The 18,143-nt window shown below is 73.2% G+C and carries 14 protein-coding genes; 7 read left to right on the forward strand and 7 right to left on the reverse strand.

Annotation, left to right across the window (positions count from 1 at the left end; all coding sequences use genetic code 11):
* Positions 1-39: 39 nt before the first annotated feature.
* The 3 genes from AB0389_RS11090 to AB0389_RS11100 are packed head-to-tail and all read right to left on the reverse strand — an operon-like array spanning position 40 to position 3,151.
* Positions 40-894 (reverse strand): carbohydrate ABC transporter permease, encoded by an 855-nt coding sequence (locus AB0389_RS11090; RefSeq protein WP_366395043.1) that lies wholly within the window; start codon positions 892-894, stop codon positions 40-42.
* Entirely contained in the window at positions 891-1,802 is a 912-nt protein-coding gene (locus tag AB0389_RS11095; protein WP_366395044.1) for a sugar ABC transporter permease, read from the reverse strand. The genes AB0389_RS11090 and AB0389_RS11095 overlap by 4 nt, the downstream gene beginning before the upstream one ends.
* Positions 1,799-3,151, reverse strand: coding sequence for an extracellular solute-binding protein (locus tag AB0389_RS11100; protein ID WP_366395045.1), 1,353 nt, complete (start codon positions 3,149-3,151; stop codon positions 1,799-1,801). The genes AB0389_RS11095 and AB0389_RS11100 overlap by 4 nt, the downstream gene beginning before the upstream one ends.
* 389 nt (positions 3,152-3,540) lie before the next feature.
* Here AB0389_RS11100 and AB0389_RS11105 point away from each other — a divergent pair, with 389 nt between their 5' ends.
* From AB0389_RS11105 to AB0389_RS11115, 3 genes are all read left to right on the forward strand, one after another.
* Positions 3,541-4,929 carry a M14 family zinc carboxypeptidase gene (locus tag AB0389_RS11105; protein ID WP_366395046.1) on the forward strand — a complete coding sequence of 463 codons (1,389 nt, stop codon included), beginning with the start codon at positions 3,541-3,543 and terminating at the stop codon, positions 4,927-4,929.
* A gap of 155 nt (positions 4,930-5,084) precedes the next feature.
* Positions 5,085-7,823, forward strand: coding sequence for an AAA family ATPase (locus tag AB0389_RS11110; RefSeq protein WP_366395047.1), 2,739 nt, complete (start codon positions 5,085-5,087; stop codon positions 7,821-7,823).
* Between the two features lie 74 nt (positions 7,824-7,897).
* The gene (locus AB0389_RS11115) at positions 7,898-8,716 is read left to right on the forward strand and encodes a pentapeptide repeat-containing protein (protein ID WP_366395048.1); all 819 of its coding nucleotides are present in this window, start codon (positions 7,898-7,900) and stop codon (positions 8,714-8,716) included.
* 4 nt (positions 8,717-8,720) lie between these two features.
* On the opposite strand, the gene AB0389_RS11120 is transcribed toward AB0389_RS11115, so the two are convergent.
* Entirely contained in the window at positions 8,721-10,100 is a 1,380-nt protein-coding gene (locus AB0389_RS11120; protein WP_366395049.1) for a D-alanyl-D-alanine carboxypeptidase, read from the reverse strand.
* Between the two features lie 153 nt (positions 10,101-10,253).
* Positions 10,254-11,291 (reverse strand): helix-turn-helix transcriptional regulator, encoded by a 1,038-nt coding sequence (locus tag AB0389_RS11125; RefSeq protein WP_366395050.1) that lies wholly within the window; start codon positions 11,289-11,291, stop codon positions 10,254-10,256.
* A gap of 276 nt (positions 11,292-11,567) precedes the next feature.
* On the opposite strand from AB0389_RS11125, the gene AB0389_RS11130 reads away from it, so the two are divergent.
* Positions 11,568-13,736, forward strand: coding sequence for a tetratricopeptide repeat protein (locus AB0389_RS11130; protein ID WP_366395051.1), 2,169 nt, complete (start codon positions 11,568-11,570; stop codon positions 13,734-13,736).
* On the opposite strand, the gene AB0389_RS11135 is transcribed toward AB0389_RS11130, so the two are convergent.
* Both AB0389_RS11135 and AB0389_RS11140 read right to left on the reverse strand, forming a co-directional pair.
* The gene (locus AB0389_RS11135; protein ID WP_366395052.1) at positions 13,717-15,561 is read right to left on the reverse strand and encodes a hypothetical protein; all 1,845 of its coding nucleotides are present in this window, start codon (positions 15,559-15,561) and stop codon (positions 13,717-13,719) included. The genes AB0389_RS11130 and AB0389_RS11135 overlap by 20 nt on opposite strands.
* An 86-nt stretch (positions 15,562-15,647) precedes the next feature.
* On the reverse strand, positions 15,648-16,013 hold the full coding sequence (locus tag AB0389_RS11140; protein WP_366395053.1) for a hypothetical protein: 366 nt from the start codon (positions 16,011-16,013) through the stop codon (positions 15,648-15,650).
* A 145-nt stretch (positions 16,014-16,158) separates the two neighbouring features.
* Between AB0389_RS11140 and AB0389_RS11145 the strand changes: the two genes are divergently transcribed.
* The 3 genes from AB0389_RS11145 to AB0389_RS11155 all read left to right on the forward strand — a co-directional run bounded on the left by AB0389_RS11145 (position 16,159) and on the right by AB0389_RS11155 (position 17,894).
* Positions 16,159-16,518 carry a hypothetical protein gene (locus tag AB0389_RS11145; RefSeq protein ID WP_366395054.1) on the forward strand — a complete coding sequence of 120 codons (360 nt, stop codon included), beginning with the start codon at positions 16,159-16,161 and terminating at the stop codon, positions 16,516-16,518.
* Positions 16,515-17,357 carry a hypothetical protein gene (locus tag AB0389_RS11150; RefSeq protein WP_366395055.1) on the forward strand — a complete coding sequence of 281 codons (843 nt, stop codon included), beginning with the start codon at positions 16,515-16,517 and terminating at the stop codon, positions 17,355-17,357. The genes AB0389_RS11145 and AB0389_RS11150 overlap by 4 nt, the downstream gene beginning before the upstream one ends.
* 129 nt (positions 17,358-17,486) lie before the next feature.
* On the forward strand, positions 17,487-17,894 hold the full coding sequence (locus AB0389_RS11155) for a roadblock/LC7 domain-containing protein (RefSeq protein ID WP_366395056.1): 408 nt from the start codon (positions 17,487-17,489) through the stop codon (positions 17,892-17,894).
* Positions 17,895-18,143 lie beyond the last annotated feature (249 nt).

Genomic DNA, 18,143 nt, shown 5'->3' on the forward strand with positions numbered 1-18,143 from the left:
ACAACTCTTCCGGAACTGTTGACCGGCCCGCCGGTCCGCTCACTGCCCGGACAGCCCCGTCCGTGCCACGCCCCGGACGATCTGCCGCTGGAAGAGGACGAAAACCACCAGCAGCGGCAGCCCCGCGATGACCACGGACGCCATCATCTGCGCGTACCGCAGACCGTACGAGGACTGGACGTTGACGAGCCCCACGGGCAGTGTCATCCCGTTCGGGTCGGTCGTCACGAGGAACGGCCAGAGGAAGTTGTTCCACGTCGAGATGAACGTGAAGATCGCGACCGCGGCGAGCACCGGACGCGACAGCGGCATCACGATTGTCCAGAAGACCCGCCAGCGCCCCGCGCCGTCCACGAACGCCGCCTCCTCCAGCTCGCGCGGCACCCCGTCGAAGAACTTCACCAGGATGAACACCATCGCGGGCACCGCGACCTGCGGCAGGATCACGCCCCAGTAGGTGTCCACCAGCCCCAGGCTCACCATCTCCGCGAAGAGCGGCGCCATCAGCACCTGCGGCGGCACCATGATCCCGGCCAGGACCACTCCGTACAGCACCTTCCTGCCCCGGAAGTCGGTGCGCGCGAAACCGTACGCCGCCATCGCGCAGAACACGACGGTCAGCAGGGTCGTCATCACCGAGATGTACGCGGTGTTGAACATCCAGCGCCCGATGTCCCCGGCCTCCCACACCTGCCGGTACGCCCGCAGGGTGACGGTGGAGCCGATCCAGCGCAGTGGCGTACGGGTCGCCTCCGCCTCCGGCTTGAGCGAGGTCGCCACCGCCCAGGCGAGCGGCGCCACCCACACCGCGGCGAGCAGCACCGCCCCCGCGAGCAGGGCGAACCGGCCGGGGGTCCAGCGGGCCCGGCGTCCCTCGTCGGCGACGGCACTCATCCGGACTCCTCACCACGGCGGCGGGACAGCCGCAGCTGCACCAGGGAGACGATCACGATCAGGGCGAAGAAGAGATACGAGACGGCGGAGGCGTAGCCGATGCGGTAACCGGTGAAGCCCGCCTGGTAGACGTACTGGAGGACGGGACGGGTGGAGTCGTCGGGCCCGCCGCCCGTCATGATGTACACCTGATCGAAGATCTTGAGCGACGCCAGGACCTGGAGCACGACCACCACCCCGGTCGTCCGGCGCAGCAACGGCAGGGTGATGTGCCACAGCCGCTGCCGCCCGCTCGCGCCGTCCAGCTCCGCCGCCTCGTACACGTACCGCGGGATGGACTGGAGCGCCGCGAGATACAGCAGGAAGTTGAAGCCGACCGTCCACCACACGGTGGTGAGGACGACCGACAGCATCGCGTACCGCTCGTCGGTGAGCCAGCCGATGCCGGGGTGCAGGCCGGCGGAGGCGAGCACCTGGTCCGCGAAGCCGAAGTCCGACGGGTAGATCACCCAGAGGAAGAGCAGCCCCACCACCCCCGACGGCAGCAGGAACGGCGCGAACCAGGCGAGGCGCCAGAGCCACTCGACGACGCGGAGATGGTGCGACAGCAGGGCGAGGACCAGCCCGCACACCACCAGCGGGACCGTGGACAGGACGGTGAACCAGACGGTGTTGCCCATCGACGACCAGACACCGGGGTCCCGCAGCGCCTCCGCGTAGTTGTCCAGACCGACGAACTCGCCGCCGGAACCGGTGATGTTGTCGCTGCGCAGGCTCATCCTGACGCCGGAGAGCAGCGGCCACAGCAGGAAGAGGGAGTAGGTGATCAGGAAGGGGGCGATGAACACGAGTCCGTGCTCGGTCCACCTGCGGCGGATTCCCACGGGCCCGGTGGCGGGGGAGCTCATACGGAGCCCCCCGTACTCCCCGTACCGCTGCTCCCCGCACTGCTGCTCCCCGTACCGCCGAGCGGGTCCGGGGTGTCGAGCAGCTTGCGCAGCCGCGCCTTGGCCTCGCGCAGCGCGTTCCGGGGCGTACGGGAGCCGGTGAGCACCCCGGAGAACACCGCCCCCAGCTCGATCCACATGACGGAGGCCGAACCCGCGAACCAGGCCGGCCGGTCGAGGACGACATCGCTGATGACGGAGCGGTACGCGGACTGCGGGGTGAGCCGCAGATACGCCGGGTCCCCGAGGGTGGGCAGATACGCGGGCACATGACCGCCCTCCGCCCAGTCCGCCGAGTGCTTCAGCATCCAGGCGGTGAACGTGTGCGCCGCCCGGTTCGACGCGCCCGAGCGGCCCTGCTGGTGGGGCAGGACGAAGGAGTGGCAGTCGGCCTGGACGGTGGGGCGCCCGAAGAGCGCGGGCACCCGCGTCATGGAGAACGGCAGCCCGGACGTCTTGAACGTGGTCACCTCCCACTCGCCGTTGAGGTGGAAGGCGGTCCTGCCGTCGTTGAACACCCCGATGGAGCCCGGGTAGTCGGCGCGGCGGACCATCAGGCCCTCCTCGGCGAGCCGCGCCATGAAGTCGAGGACCTTCAGGGCCTTGGTGTCGTCGAGGGCGAGGCGCTTCCCGTCCTCGGAGAGCACATCGCCGCCGGTCTGCGAGTAGAAGGTCGCGAAGAGCCGCCAGGGGGTGGCGGCGTCCGGGCCGATGGTCTCGGTGGTGAGCGCCGGTACGCCGGTGTGTTCGCGGGCCGTCCGCAGCGCGGCGATGAACTCCGCCGCGCCGTGGAGGGGTTTGAGCTTTCCGTCGGCGCCGAGCAGCCCGGCCTTCGCACAGACGTCGAGGTTGTAGTAGAGCACCATCGGATGGGTGTCGAGGGGGATCGCGTACTGCTTGCCGTCGACCTGCCCGCGCCGCCAGATGTCCGGCGGGAACCGGTCGGGGGTGATGCCGTGTTCGGCGAGCAGGCCGAGGTCGAACGGGTCGAGCAGCCGGCCGGGCGCGAAGCCCGCGAGCCGGGCCAGATGGAGCACGGCGACCTCGGGCGCCCGCCCGCCGGCCCCCGCCATGCCGAGCTTCGTGTAGTACGGGCTGCCCCACGCGAGCTGGGTGGCCTCCAGGCCGATGTCCGGGTGCGCTGCGGCGAAGGCGTCGACCATGCCGGTCATCGTCACGCCGTCGCCGCCGCCGAAGAGATGCCAGTAGCGCAGCCGGGTCTTCCCTGCGGTGGCTCCCGAGGGCGCGGCGCAGCCGGCGGTGGCCGCGGTCGCCGTGGCGAGCGCGCCGGCGGCCACCACCGCGCCCATTCCCGTGAGCGCGTGCCGGCGGCTGGGCGCGGATCGCCCCGCTCGTTCTGATCGTCCCGGTCGTCCCATACCTCACCTCATTGTTCGGTATTTCGGATGACGCACGTGATGGCGAACGGGACGCGACCGTAGGGGTGTTGGGGCTCCGCGTCAACGACGCGCACACGGAAGCCCGTGAACTCCCGGCTCGAAGCCACAGGAGTCACGGGAGTGTTGACGTGACGGCGGTCCGTGGCGGACCATCGCGGTGGTTACGTAACGCGTTGGCCGGGTCACGCGATGTCGAGGGAGCTGCCCATGCGGGGAACAGCCGAAAGCGACAGGATCGCGCGCTCCGTGCCGAAGGCGGGGGCGACGGCGATCCGGTGTCAGGTGCGCGGGGTGCGTGCGTGCGGCAGTGGTTCGACCGGGGGCTGAGAGCTGTTGTGCCGGGGCGCTATCTCGACGTCGACGAACTGACCCTCCGGGCCGAGGCGCTGGTCTCCGCGTATCCGGAGCGGGTGACGCTGCGGCGGATCGGGTCCTCGCGGGCGGGGGAGCCGATCCGGCTGCTCTCCGTCGGCCGGGGGGACCGGCATGTGCTGGTGGTGGCGGGGCCGCACGCCAATGAGCCGGCCGGCGGGGTCGCCGTGCTGCGGACGGCCCGCCATCTGGCCGGGGCGGACCGGCCGCCGAGCGGACCCGCGGACACGGCCTGGCACTTTCTGCTCTCCCTGGACCCCGACGGGGCCCGTCGCAACGAGCGCTGGCTCAAAGGGCCGATGACCATGGAACACCACTTCCGGAACTTCTTCCGCCCCGGCTTCGCGGCGCAGCCCGAGTGGCTGCCCACCGCACCCGGGGCTGAACCCATGCCGGAGACCCGCGCGCTGCTCGACATCCAGGACGAACTCCGGCCGTATCTCCAGTGTTCGCTGCACAGCACCGACGTCGGCGGTGGCTTCGTCCAGCTGACCCGCAAACTGCCCGGACTCTCGGGACCGCTGGTCCGGTCCGCCGACGGCCTCGGGATACCCGTCGAACTGGGGCCGTACGACGCCTTCTTCTGGCCGAGTCCGGGGCCCGGCGTCTTCGACATGCCGCGGCCGGAGGAGACCGACCAGTTCTCCTCGCTGCCCTCGGCCACCGCCACCTCCACCTGGTTCCACCCGAACCGGTACGGCACGGTCACCGCGGTCGTCGAGGCGCCGATGTGGGCCGTGGACGCCGTCGGCGACGCGTCGCCGCACCCCGACCCGAACGGCGCGCTGGACACCATCGGCCGTACCCTCCGGGGCGACGCGCGGCTGCTGTCCGGCCTGCTGGAGCAGGTCAGGGCGGGGCTGCCCGCGACGGCCGGGCCCCTGCTCGCGCCGGTCGACGAGTACCTCGGCGTCTCGCCGGGACTGGCGGACGAGTGGGCCTCCGAGGCCGTACGCGGCCCGGCCCCGGCGGGCGGCGGGCAACCCCGGCCCATGAACCGGGCGCGGGTCATGACCCTGCGGATAGCCGCCCGACGGCTCATGGTCCGGTCCGCCGGACTGATGCACCAGGCGCTCGCCGACGGAGGGACGAGCGGGGACGATGCCGTGGCGCACGACGTGCGCACCGCCGTGGACCGCTTCCTCACCGAACGCTGCCAGGCGTTCGAAGCAGACTGCCGCGCCCGCTGGATCCCGGTCAGGGACCAGGCCGAGCACCAGTTCGCGGTCGTCCTCGCCGCGTCCGAACTGGCCGCGGGGACGGCCGGGACCGCCGGGACCGCCGGCCCGCCGAGGCCCAGAGCGGTACGGGCGTGAACCCGGCCGGGCCGCGCCACCCCGTACGCCCTTACTATGCCGCGCCCCCGCGCACAGTCGAACGGTCGAATTCGTGTGGAATCGGGTCCGCCCGGCGGGTCCCGGGACTACGCTCGGCATCAGGCCCAAACACTGTACGTGAACCGTGAGAAGCGATGAGTCATCCGAGAGGGGAGGGGATGCCGGTGTACCGGCCGGAACGTACGGTCACCCTCCCGTTGCTGGAGCGTGAACCCGAACTGGCCGCGGCGGCACACGCCGTGGACGCGCTGTGCGGATCCGAACCGGCGGGTGGGCTGCTCGTCTACCGCGGCGCCGCCGGGCTCGGCAAGACGGCGCTGCTCAGCGAGGTACGGCTGCTGGCGGCGGGGCGCTGCGTGGTGTGGTCGGCCCGGGGCGCCGAGGCCGTCACACCCGGGCCCTTCGACCTCGTCCAGCAGCTGTTCCGCTCCGCCCTGTCGGCGGGCCCACTGCCGGCAGGTCCGCCGTCCGCCGAATCGCCCTCCGGTGGCCCGCTGTTGGCCGGACTGCCGGCCCCGGACGCACGGGAGTTGCTCGGCGACCGGTACGAGATCGTCGCGCCCGCGCTCGGTATCGCGCCGCCCGGCGAGCAGCACGCCGATCCGCAAGGGGTACGGGACGGGCTCGACGCCATGGTCGAGCGGCTCGCCGGAGCGCACGGCCCGCTGCTGCTCCTGGTGGACGACGCGCAGTGGTCCGACCTCGAAACCCTCTCCTGGCTGGCCTCGTTCTCCCGGCGCCCCGGCCGCGGACTGCCCGTCCTCGTGGTCGTCGCGTACCGCACGGAGGAGGCCGTCGGCGAGACCGAGGAGTACCTCCGTACGCTCGGCGCCTGTGCCAGGCTGCTGGTCACCCTGCGGGAACTGACCGCCGAGGCCACCGCGGACCTCACCAGGACCGCGCTCGGCGACGGCGCCGACGGATCGTTCTGCCGCGAGGTGTGGGCCGTCACCGGCGGCAACGCGTACGAGACCGTCGAACTGCTCGCCAAGGTGCGCGAGAGCGGACTGAGCCCCGTCGACGAGCACGCGAGCGAGCTGCGGGTCCTGGGCGCCTCGGCGCGCGGCTCCGGTCTGATCACCCGGCTGGAGGAACTCGGCCCCGCCACCACCCGGTTCGCCTGGGCCGCCGCCGTCCTCGGCACCGACATCTCCCTCGATCTGGCGGTCTCACTGGCCGGCATGAGCCACGAGGAGGCCGCCGAGTGCGCCGAACGGCTGCGCACCGCGCGGATCCTCGTGGGCACCGACCCGCTGGAGTTCGTCCACCCGCTGATCGCCGGCGCCGTCTACCGGGCGATCCCGCCCGCGGTGCGCACCGCCATGCACGGCCTGGCCGCCTGGGCGGTCTCGCGCAGCGGCCGGGGAGCCGCCGCGGCGGCCCCGCACCTCCTTGAGGTCCACCCCGACGGCGACCCCGAACTCGTCGAGCAACTGCGCGAGGCCGCCGCCGAGCACCTGGCCGTGGGCGCGCCGGACGCCGCCCGCCGCTGCCTCGAACGCGCCCTGCTGGAACCGCCGTTGGCCTCCGTACGCACCCTCCTGCTGTACGAACTCGGCTGCGCGACCCTGCTCACCTCACCCGCCACCACCGTGAGCCATCTGCGCGCCGCGCTCGACACCCAGCAGCTGGACGACCCGCTCCGGGTGGACGTGGTGTTCCGGCTCGCCCAGGCGCTCACCCACAACAACCAGACCGGCGACGCCGCCCACGTGGTGGCGACCGAGGTCGCCAGAGCCCCCGAAGGACCCGCCCGGATGCGGCTCCAGGCCGCGCACTTCCTGTGGGAGGGCGTCCAGGCCATCGAGGACGACGGCCCGGACCGCTCGCGCAGGCTGGCCCGTACGGCGAGCGGGCTCACCGGCCGCGACAGCACCGAACGTGTCCTGCTGATGCTGCGCGCCTTCGACGGTACGGCCCGGGGCGAGAGCGCCGAGGAGATCGTCCAGATCGCCGAACGGGCCCTGTCCGACGGCGGACTGCCGCCGGGCGTCGGCTGGGCCGACACCGTATGGGGCTTCGAACCCCCGGCCCTGCTCGGTCTCTCCTACGCCTTCGCCGACCGGCTCGACCGCGCCGAGACCCTGTTCACCGAGGCGCTGCGCGCGTTCGAGATCTCCGGCTGGAGCGGCGGCCATCTGGCCTTCGCCCACGCGCTCGCCGGATACGTCCAGCGCAGGCGCGGCCGGCTCGCGGACGCCGAGATGTATCTGCGCGAGAGCCTGCGGCTGGCCGACCGGGTCGGCAACGGCCTGCCGATGCACTGGGACGCGGCGTGCATGCTCATCGACACCCTGCTCGCGCGCGGCCATGTCGAGGAGGCGCGGAAAGCGGCCGACCGCTACGCGTTCGCCACCCCGTACTCCTCCTCCATCGTCATCCCTGACGCACCGTCAGTACGTGGCCGGCTGCTGCTCGCGCTCGGCCGGAAGACCGAGGCCATCGCCGAACTTGAGGCGGCCGGTGAGGCGTTGACCGCCCGCGGCAGGCACAACACCGTCATGGCGCCCTGGGCCCTCGACCTCGCGCGCGCCGTGGCGGACGACGACCCGAGGCGCGCCGCCCAGCTCGCCTCGTACGCCCGGGACCGCGCCGAACGGTTCGGCACACACACCGCCATCGGGGTCGCGCTGTGCTGCGCGGCCTCCCTGAAGGAGGGCCCGGCCAGGACCGACCTGCTGGCCCAGGCCGTCGCCCACCTCGAAGCGTCGCCGTCCCGCTACGAACTGGCCGTCGCGCGCGTCGAGTACGGGATCGCCGCGGGCTTCCCCGCCGAACTGGCCTGCGGGCTGGAACTGGCCGAGAGCTGCGGCGCCGACGGGCTCGCGGAGCGGGCCGGGCGCGCGATGGCGGCGCGGCACGCGAAGCGCTGACCGGCGGGAGCGGAGAAGACGGCCGGTGGGCGGCGGAGGGTAGGCTCGACCCCCGCCCCACCGAGGAGAGTCCCTTGCCCGACACGTCCGCCGCCGACCTGCGCGCCGACTGCGAGAACTGCTTCGGGCTGTGCTGCGTCGCGCTGACCTTCTCGGTCTCGGCGGACTTCCCGGTCGACAAGAAGGCGGGCGACCCCTGCGGCAATCTGCGCACCGACTTCCGCTGCGGCATCCACACCACCCTGCGGCAGCGCGGCTTCCGGGGATGCACGGTGTACGACTGCTTCGGTGCCGGGCAGAAGATCTCCCAGGTCACCTTCGGCGGCCGGGACTGGCGGGAGGCCCCGGAGACCGCCGAGCAGATGTTCGCCGTCCTCCCGGTGATGCGCCAGCTCCACGAACTGCTCAGCTATCTGCGCGAGGCCCTGACCCTGGAACCGGCGCGCTCCCTGCACCCGGAGATCCGCCGCGCCCTCGACACGACCGAACGGCTGACCCTGACGGACCCCGAGGCGCTGCTGGAGCTGGACGTCGCCGCCCGGCGCGCGGCCGTCAACCCCCTCCTGCTGCGGACGAGCGAGCTGGTACGGGCACAGGTCCCCCGGGCGCGCGGCAGGAAGACGAACCGCCGGGGCGCCGACCTCTTCGGGGCGAAGCTGAAGGGCGCTGACCTGCGCGGCGCCGATCTGCGCGGGGCGTATCTGATCGCGGCGGACCTGCGCGGCGCGGATCTGCGGCAGACCGACCTGATCGGGGCGGACCTCAGGGACGCGGATCTGCGCGGAGCCGATCTGACCGGGAGTATTTTCCTGGCGCAGACGCAGGTGAACGCGGCGAAGGGCGACGCGGCGACCGCCCTGCCGCCGGGCCTGACCCGCCCCGCCCACTGGTAGCCCGTCACCCGGTCTCCGCCCGGCGCCGCCGTGACCTGCGTACGACCGCCAGCGCGACCGCCGCGAGACAGGCGCCGCCGATGAGGACCACCGGAAACACGTACCCGGACCGGGAGTCCGCCTTTTCCGCGGCGGCCGAGGAGGCGTGCACGGCGGACTCCGCAGCCCGCCCCCGGCCCGCCGGCTCAGCCGTTCCGGCGGGCGCGGCCCGCAGCGCCTTCAGGACCGGGCTCTTCGCCAGGCCCTGAGGGTCCTCCTCGCCGGGCCGCACGGGCGGCAGCGGTGGCAGCGGCGGGGTGGGCGGCTGGAGCGAACCCACCGGCGTGACCCCCTTCCCGGACTCGAAACCCCAGTCCAGCAGCGACCTGGCCTCCTCGTAGACCTCGTACCCGCCGCCCCACTGCGGGTTCATCACCGTCACCAGCAGCGTGCGGTCGCCGCGCTTGGCCGCGGCGATCAGGGTGTTGCCCGCCCCGGAGGTGTAGCCGTTCTTGACGCCGATCAGCCCCGGATACGGAGCGACTCCGTCCGCGCCGCTCAGCAGCCGGTTGGTGTTGACGATGCCGAAGCTGCCGCCGCCGTCCGCGGGGAACTGGGCGTCGACCGTCGAGCTGTACCGTACGAACTCCGGGGAGGCCAGCCCCGTACGGCCGAAGACCGCCAGGTCGTACGCCGAGGTGACCTGGTCCGGCGCGTCGTAGCCGTCCGGCGAGACGACATGGGTGTCGAGCGCCCCCAGCAGCTTCGCCTTCGCGCTCATCTGGGTGACCGTCGCGTCCCAGCCGCCGTTCATCTCGGCGAGCGCGCGGACCGCGTCATTGCCGGAGCTGAGGAAGACTCCCCGCCACAGGTCCGCCACCTCGTACGACTCGCCCGGCACGATCCCCACCAGGCTGCTGCCGGGACCGATGTCGGCGAGTTCCTCCTCGGTGACCGTGTGCCGGGCGTGTTCGGGCAGCCGGGGCAGGGCGGTGATCGCGAAGAGTGTCTTGAGGGTGCTGGCAGGGGGCAGCTTGAGATGCGCGTTCCTGGCGGCGAGCACCTCACCCGTACGGGCGTCGGCGATCAGCCAGGACAGTGCGGACACCTCGCTCGGCGGCGGGGTGCCGCGCGCGGGCCGTACCTGGGTTCCGGAGCGGTGGAGCAGCGAGTTGTCCGCGGGAGCGGCGGGGGCTGCCGGGGCGGGAGGGGCCGGCGGTGCCGAGAAGGCGGTGGTGCCCGCCACCGCCACCGCGGGGGCGCCGGGCAGGCCGGGCGCCCGTACGACCGGATCGCTCCCGGAGTCCGCGGCGGCCGGCGCGGCCACGGGCAGGAGGACCAGCAGGCCGGTGGTGAGGGCCACGGTGCCGGAGAGCGCGGAGCGCGTCACGGATCTGGTGATCATTCCGCCACGGTAGGAACGGACGGCGTTCCGCGCCCCTCGCGTGGGCCGACCGGAGGTATCCCCGTCCCGCGGGGCCGGTCAATGGCGAGCGCGCGCCCGGCACCCGATCGGGTGGTTCGGCGCTTCCGTGCTCACCTCGTGCCTATCGCGCGCTCACTCCGTCGCGGGTGCGTGCTCGGCGTGCTGCACCTGCTCCGCGTGTTCGGCGTGTTCGGCGTGTTCGGCGTGTTCGGCGAACGGGGCGGGTGGGGCCGCGGGGGCGGACATGATGTCGGTGCCGATCACATCGAGCAGCCGCAGCTTCTCCGCCGCCTCGGTGCCAGGAGCCGCCGAGTACGCGGAGATCCGCAGATCGCAGCCCGGCACGGTGAAGGTGTCCCGGTCGACCGTCAGCGGCCCGACGTCCGGATGCAGGACGGTGCTGACCCCGGTGGCGTGCGAACCGGCGATACGGGAGTTCCACAGCGCCGCGAACCGGGCGCTCGCGCGCCGCAGTTCCCCGATGAGGAAGCGCAGCCGTACATCGGTCGGGTAGTGCACTGTCGCGGCCCGCAGATCCGCGACGAGCGCCGCCTCGAAGCCCGCCTCCTGCTCCGGGGTGTGGGTGACCCGGCTGGGCTGGCCGGTGAAGTGCTGCCAGGCCGCGTTGCGGCCGCGCGCCGAGATCTCGGACGGATCACCGACGAGGGCCGCCCACAGCGGATTCCAGGTGAGCAGGTTCCAGGAGGCGTCGTAGACGCCGACAGGTGTCCCGCCGAGCCGCCCGAGCAGCCGCCGCACACTGGGCGGAACCAGCTCCGAGACCCGCCCCAGCGCGGGCGGGGACTGCCCGGCGAGCAGGAAGAGATGCCGGCGCTCCTCCTCGGAGAGCCGCAGGGCACGCGCCAGCGAGGCGAGGACCTGGGCCGAAGGGGAGGTGGCGCGGCCCTCCTCCAGCCGGCCGAGATAGTCCACGGACAGGCCGGTCAGCCGGGCCAGCTCGGTCAGCCGCAGCCCCATGGCCCGGTCGGCTCCGCAGGCGCCGGTGGTCCCGTCGGCCCCACAGGTCCCACCGGCTTCCGCGGACTCACGTTCCCCGGACTCACGTTCCCCGGACTCGCGCGACTCGTCGGCGGGCGGTCCGGCCTCGGCCGTGGGGATCCGGTCACGCCAGCGGTGCAGGGCCGTGCCCAGCTCTCCGTGTCGGGTCATGGAGTCAGTATCAGCGGGTACGGCCTCTTCCGCCTGATACCGCTCAGTACTTTCTGCCTGCCGGGTCCGGGACCGGCCGCTCTCCGTACATGATCGGAAGAATCGGCGTTCCCGAACGGGGGCCGCTCCAACCGCCGTTGCGGGAAGCGGCGAGTAATCGCCAACCCCCTCCCACCTGGCGCTGATCCCGATTACGGTTGATCCCGATACGTGGCGCGCGGCCTTCTCGGGGGCCGTGCGCCGGACCGGGGTGCGGGGGAGCGGGGGGAGCGGAGCATGCTGGATCCCATGTCGCTGGCGGCGATCACCGCGGTGCTGGGCGCGGTGGGCGCGGGGATGGCCAATGAGGCGGGCAAGTGGGCCTGGGAATCGGCCGGCGGCCTGGTGCGGCGCATCGCCGGGCGCGAGGTGGCCGCGCCCACCGGTCCCGCCGAGCTGTCGGCCGTGGCGCGGCTGGTCCACGAGGGCGTGCTGCGGGATCCGGCGCTGGCCCGCGCCTGGGCGGCGTTCGCCCGTACGGCACCCGGGCCGGCGCGCGCCGATTCCATACCGTCGCTGCCCCCGTCCGTCCGCTTCTTCACGGACCGCAGGACCGCCATGCGGCAGCTCGACCGGGAGGCCCGGCGGAAGGCGGACGGACGGCCCCGGGTCGCACTGGTCCACGGACCGGAGGGCATCGGGACGAGCGCGCTCGCTGTCCACTGGGGCTGCCGCAGGGCGGATCTCTTCCCCGACGGACAGCTCTACGCGGATCTGCTCGGCGCCTCGCCGGGCACGGCGGTGGACACCCAGGTGGTGCTGCGGAGCCTCCTCGGTCAACTGGGCATGGAGCAGGACGCGATCCCTCCGGACGCGGCCGACCGCAGGGACGCGTTCCGGCGCTGCGCGGCCGACCGGCGGCTGCTCGTCGTGCTCGACCACGCCCATTCCTCCGCACAGGTCCTGCCGCTGCTGACCTCCGCGCCCGGAGTCCTCACCGTGGTGGTCGCCCGTCGTCCGCTGGCCGGGCTCGACGCCCTGTCGGTCCCGGTCGGGCCGCTCGCCGACAAGGACGCGCGCCGGCTGCTCACCGATCTGGCGGGGGAGGAGACCGTGGCCGCCGCGCGCGACACCCTGCCGCGGGTGCTGGCACGGTGCGGCGGCTCGCCGTACGCCCTGCGCGCGGCCGTGCCCCGGCTGACCGACCCGGACGGTCCGTCGCCCGGCGCCGCCGGCCGCCCCGCCGCCCACCGACCGGAGGAGCCGTCCGTGTACGGGACCGACCCCGTCCGTGCCGCCGTCGAGAGCGCCTACCGCGCGCTGGAGCCCGGCGTGGCCAGGGTCTACCGGCTGATGTCGTCGCGGGCCTGGCCCGCGCTGGCTCCCGCGGTGGTCGCCGGCACGCTCGGCATACCGGAGGCCGAGGCGGCCCGGTCCCTCGGCGAGCTGGCCGACCGGCAGCTGCTGGAGCGGACGGACGCCGGCCGGTACTCCTACCGTCCGGTGGTCCGTGAGCACGCCGAGACGGCCGCGGCCGCGGAGGACCGGATCGCGGCCTGCGCGGCGGCCCTCGCCCGTACGGTGCGCTGGTACGCGCGCTTCGCGGCCCGGGCGCGGCTGGCCGCGCTGCCGGGGGCCTGGACGATCGGTCCGCTCTACGACGAGCTGCGGGGAGAGCCGAGTCCGTACGGGAGCACGGGGGAGGCGCTCGGCGCGCTCGCCGCCGAGCTGGGCAACCTCGTCGAGGCGGTGCACGCGGCCGAGGAGTCCGGCGATCCGGACGCGGTCTTCTCGCTCTGCCAGGCGCTCTGGCCGCTCCAGCTCAAGGCCGGTCACCACGACGCGCTCCTCCCCGCGCTCAGGGCCGGAGCACGGGTGGCCGAGAGCCACTGCCCCGGCACTCGGCAGGCGGGGCGGATGCACTCGCTGCTCGGGCTCGACCTGATGGAGCTGCGGCGCTACGAGGAGGCCGAGGCCGAACTGACCGCCGCCGCACGGGCCGAGGAGGCGGCCGGGCATCCACTCGGACAGGCGTCGGCCGTCGAGTCGCTGGGGCTGCTGCGGCTGCGCCAGTGGCGGTTCGCGGAGGCGTACGCGTCGTTCGAGGCGGCGTCGGCCGTCCTCGGACGGACGGCGCCCGAGGACGTGGGCGCGCAACAGTTGCCGCGCGCCCACGCCCTGCTGGCACGTCACCGGGGCCGGGCCCTGCGCGGCCTCGGCGACTTCGCCGGGTCCCGCGCGCGGCTGGCGGAGTCGCTGGAGTACTTCCGGTCCGCGGGCGAGGCGTACAACACGGCCAGGACACTGACCGACCTGGCGGAGACCCATCTGGACGAGGACGATCCGGCCGGTGCGCTGCCGCTGATCGACGAGGCGCTGGTCACGCTGGACAAGGAGGGGGCCGCTCACCATCTCGGCCTGCTGCGGGCGTTGCGGGAGCGCTGCCTCAGCGCGCCGGAGGGGTGACCGGCGCGGCGGGCGCGGCGTCCCCGGCGGCGTCCCCGGCGGCGTCTCCGGTGGCCTCCGCGACCGTCACGGTGACCCGGTGCACGTGTCCGCCGGTCCGTACGGTCAGTCCGGACGCCGTCAGCTCCGTCACCTTTCCGCCGGCGGCCAGATGGGCGTGGAGGGCGGAGGCGTGGACGGCGGGGTCGGCGGCCCAGGCGCCGCCGGAGAGCCGCAGCAGCGGTCCGGCCCCGTCCGGCGCACCGCCCAGGCCGGGGGTGCGCACCCGGGCCAGACAGGTGCCGGTGTCCGTGAGGAACGCCGCCACGGAGCAGTGCGGATGGCGGGCCAGGATCTCGGCGGTCCACCGCCCGGGTCCGCCGAACCGCACATCGCCGGCCGCGCCGTCGCGGAAGACGACATCGGCCAGCGCGAGCCGGCCGGGGTCGAGAGTGTCCTCGTGCACGGCCGTGTGGGCGTCGCCGTCGCCCGCCGGCTCCGAGCGGGGGTCCGCGTACCGGCTCACCTCGATCTCGCCGTTCGCCACCGCCCGGGTCACCACCCGCAGGGGCGCGGTCCGGACGGTCCGCTCGTACGGCGGCAGCGGCAGCGGGTCGAACAGCGCGGGCTCCGGAGGTTCGGGGATGCCGATGAGCCGGTAGAAGTGGCGGCGCAGCAGCGCCGCGGCCTCGCCCGGCACCGACGAGACCAGCTCGGCCGGTCCCGGACCCGAATCCGCCGCGGGGACCGGTCCGTTCAGCAGGGCGTCCAGTTGCGCCCGTAGCGGGGCGTGCGGCGAGAGCCGGGGCGCCTGCCGTACGAACGCGGCGACGGGGGACGCCGCGTCGAGACCGTCCGACGGCTCGGCGCCCATCAGTACGGGGATGCCGAGCGCCGCCGCGTAGTAACTGACCGAGCCCGCGTCCCCGATGACCGCGTCGGCCGCGATCAGCGCCTGGCGCCAGCCCTCCAGCGGGTCCACCAGCGCCAATCCGCCACGCCGGGCCCGGTCCAGCCAGGCGCGGATCTGCCCGGGGCCGTGACCGTGCCAGATATTGGGGTGCAGGACGGCCGCCACCCGGTACTCGTCGGCCGGCAGTTCGGCGGTCAGCCGCGGCAGCAGCGACGGCAGGACATCGTCCGCGCCGCCGTCACCGAAGAGCGCGTCCGGGTTCCATGTCGAGTTCAGCAGGACGAGCCGCTGGCCGGGCCGTACGTCGAGCGCGCGGCGGAAACGCTCGCGGTGCGGCAGGGCGGCCCGTATCCGGTCGAAGCAGGGATCGCCCGCGATCACGGCGGTCGGTACCGCCTCGGGGCAGGCGGCGCGCAGCCGGTCCAGTTGTTCGGGGTGCGAGAGCACCATCGCGTCCGCGACGGGGGAGCCGTCCGCGAGCAGCCACTCGGGCGACAGACCGAAGACGGGCGAAGGGCGACCGGTGTCCGGTGTCCGGTGTCCGGTGTCCGGTGTGGCCAGCCTTTTATTGTAGCCAACTCCGTGTGACAGCACGGTCAATGGAGCGTCAAGAAGCGGGAGCTGACCGCCAAAACTGGCCGAGATCGCCAGGTGCGCGGGGAGTTCGAGGGCCTGCTCCCAGGGCAGCACGGGCACACCGGTTCCGGCCATCAGCTCCGCCACGCCCGCCCGGAACGGCGAGGACCCGGTGCAGGTGATGAGCGACTGGACCCGCAGATCGTCCCGGAACAGCGGTAGTACGTCGAGCAGCCGGGTCGCCGAGGTCACGTTGTGCACGACGAACAGCACCAGCCGGCACCGGCTCCGCGTCGTCCAGCGCGCCGCGTCCGTGCCCACCGGCACCCGCAGCCAATCGGCCCGCCCGTCGCCCACCCGTCCGCCCCCGCTCCCCGCGTTGTCCGTGACCGGTCACGATAGCCACAGGGGACACCGGAGGGAGGGGCGACGGGAACGGGCGGTCAGATCTCCAGGTCGTTCTCGATACGGCGGAGGTTGTGCCGGGCCAGCGCCAGGTTGGCCCGCGAGCGGTCCAGCGCCAGGTAGAGGAAGAGCGAGCCGCGGCTGGCGGAGAGCGGGCGGATCAGGTGGTACTGCTTGCCGAGGGTGATCAGGATGTCCTCGATGGCGTCATCGATGTCCAGCGTGGCCAGGGTGCGCACCTTGGCGCGAACGACCTCGGTGTTACCGGCGGCGGCGATCTCCAGGTCGATGCCCTGACCGCCTCCCAGCATGCCGAGCGACATGCCGCTCTCGTAGTCGACCGCCGCGATCCCGATGGCGCCGTCGATGGTCATGGCCTCTTTGAGTGCGGTGTCAAGGTTCATCGCGGTTCCTGTTCCTCAAGCTGATGGCGCGGGTCGTCGTGCCGAGATCTCGGCAGCGGAGCGGCGAAAGCGCCAAGATCGGTCACTAAAGCGCAAGTTACAGACTAGGCTACTGTGTAATCTGTCTTAAAATGAAGGGGTGTCCGTGTCAGCGTTGGAAGCGTCCCTCTCCCGGTTCCTGGAAACCCCCGGAGTCACCGGAGCCGCCCTGGTGGACGCGGTCACCGGGCTCACCTACTGCGCAGTCGGAGACGCGCTGGAGGTCGGGGACGGCGTGGACACCGCGGAAGTGACAGCCGTGATCACCGACCAAGTGGGACGGGCCGGGGACGGAAGCGAGTTGGAGAGCGTGATCGTGACCAGTGCGCGCCGGTACCACGTGGTGCAGACCGTGCGGAGCGCCGGGGACCCGCTGCTCCTCGTCGCCTCGCTCGACCGCGACCGGACGAATCTCGCCCTGGCCCTGCGGCAGTTGAACGGTCACGCGGAAGGTGTGCTGGCATGACGACCGGAGACCCGCGCAATGTGCCCGCTCTGCTGCGCCAGTTGCGCCAGGACAACTTCAGCGGCACCGTGAGGCTGTCCGGCGCACCTGGAGGAACGATTCATCTGCGGGCCGGACTGGTCGGCGCGATCGAGACTCCGGGCACGCCGTCCGTAGAGTCCGCGCTGCTGAAAACGGGCCGTATCGACGACGAGGGCTGGGCCGCCGCCCTCACCGCCACCCGGGAGACGGACGGCCTCGGCGCCGCGCTGGCCGGCCAGGGGCGGATCAGCGAGGCCGAGCTGGAACTGGTCTGCGCCGCGGCGGTCTTCGAGGGCGCGTTCGCGCTGTCCCTGGGCAAACCCAGCGAGTGGGAGGTCGGCGAGTCGGCGGTGACCGTACTCAGCCGGAGCGGGATCGAGCCACACGCCCTGGCGGAGGAGACCTCGCGCCGGGTGGCGGCCGTCTCCAGGAAATGGGGCCCGCCGGCCGAGCTGGCGCGGGCGAAGAGCCGGCCCTCCGCGGGCGCCGACGGCCGGGCCGCCCGGCTGCCGTCGCGCTACCGGTCCCTGCTCGTCACCGCCAACGGCCGCCGCACCCCCCGCGATCTGGCGTTCACGCTGGGCCGGGGCCTTTTCGGTGTCATGGCGGATCTGATCAGGATGGACGGCCTCGGGCTCATCGAGTGGGACCGCCCGCGCAGGACCGACCGGCCGAGCACCGCCCCGCGCGCCCGCGCCGGACAGCCGGTCGCGGTGCTGCCGGCGCCGGCCGCCTCGCTGCCCCGGCGGATCCGCGGCGCGAGCCCGGACCGGACGGCGCGCGGGCCGGAACTGCCCGCCCCACAGGACGACTTATAGCCACTCACCGGACTTCAGCAGCTCACCAGGCCCGATGACCCGGGGGTCGTGATCCCCCTCCGGTCCGGAGCCGCGTACGACGCCCCACGGCACGACCCTCGGCCGGATCATCACCAAGGAGCGCACAGCATGCACGCAGACTCGCCCATCACGTCCCCCGTCCCGCTCGGCTCGCTGGTCGAGGTGCTGGCCTCGCTGCGGGAGCGGGTGATGGGAGCGTCGGAGAGCGTCCTCTCCACCGCCGACGGCCTGCTGGTGGCCGCCGACACCGACACCGTCCAGCCCGAGGCCATCGCGGCGCTCGCCGCGGCGACGCTCGGACTCGGCGCCCGGATGGCGCAGCAGGCGGACGCCGGCGCGCTGCGCGATGTCGTCATCCGCTGCGGCGGCGGCCAGGTCATCGTGCTGGCCGTGGGCGACCGGGCCCTGCTCTCGATCCTCGGTGACGAGGGCATCGACGTCGCCGCGCTCCAGCGCCAGGCGCCCGCGATCGTCGAGGAGCTGCTCGGCCTTCTCGCCGCGGACGTCGCTTCGTAACACACCCTCGCGCGACAGCGCTGTACGAAAAGGGGCCGTTTCCGTCGGGAACGGCCCCTTCGTCATGCCCCGGGACATCACGCTTCGTGCTGAATCGAAAGCACTCCGTGCAAATGCGCGAGTCTATGCCCGAAGGTGTGGCCTGTGCGTGAGGTTGCGCGAAGAGGCCGAAGTGTCGTTTGTGGCGGGCTAAGCTCTCGCGGAGCGCGCCGAGTTGATACGTAATCAGGCACTTGTTCCCCTGTTCCG

It is taken from the genome of Streptomyces sp. NPDC093109 (genome assembly GCF_040701725.1).
Taxonomy (GTDB): domain Bacteria; phylum Actinomycetota; class Actinomycetes; order Streptomycetales; family Streptomycetaceae; genus Streptomyces.

What these genes read in the sequence shown, in the direction of transcription:
- AB0389_RS11090 (WP_366395043.1), bottom strand. Translation starts at nt 894, where the DNA reads ATGAGTGCCGTCGCCGACGAGGGACGCCGGGCCCGCTGGACCCCCGGC.
- AB0389_RS11095 (WP_366395044.1), bottom strand. Translation starts at nt 1,802, where the DNA reads ATGAGCTCCCCCGCCACCGGGCCCGTGGGAATCCGCCGCAGGTGGACC.
- AB0389_RS11100 (WP_366395045.1), bottom strand. Translation starts at nt 3,151, where the DNA reads ATGGGCGCGGTGGTGGCCGCCGGCGCGCTCGCCACGGCGACCGCGGCC.
- AB0389_RS11110 (WP_366395047.1), top strand. Translation starts at nt 5,085, where the DNA reads ATGAGTCATCCGAGAGGGGAGGGGATGCCGGTGTACCGGCCGGAACGT.
- AB0389_RS11120 (WP_366395049.1), bottom strand. Translation starts at nt 10,100, where the DNA reads ATGATCACCAGATCCGTGACGCGCTCCGCGCTCTCCGGCACCGTGGCC.
- AB0389_RS11125 (WP_366395050.1), bottom strand. Translation starts at nt 11,291, where the DNA reads ATGACCCGACACGGAGAGCTGGGCACGGCCCTGCACCGCTGGCGTGAC.
- AB0389_RS11130 (WP_366395051.1), top strand. Translation starts at nt 11,568, where the DNA reads ATGCTGGATCCCATGTCGCTGGCGGCGATCACCGCGGTGCTGGGCGCG.
- AB0389_RS11140 (WP_366395053.1), bottom strand. Translation starts at nt 16,013, where the DNA reads ATGAACCTTGACACCGCACTCAAAGAGGCCATGACCATCGACGGCGCC.
- AB0389_RS11150 (WP_366395055.1), top strand. Translation starts at nt 16,515, where the DNA reads ATGACGACCGGAGACCCGCGCAATGTGCCCGCTCTGCTGCGCCAGTTG.
- AB0389_RS11155 (WP_366395056.1), top strand. Translation starts at nt 17,487, where the DNA reads ATGCACGCAGACTCGCCCATCACGTCCCCCGTCCCGCTCGGCTCGCTG.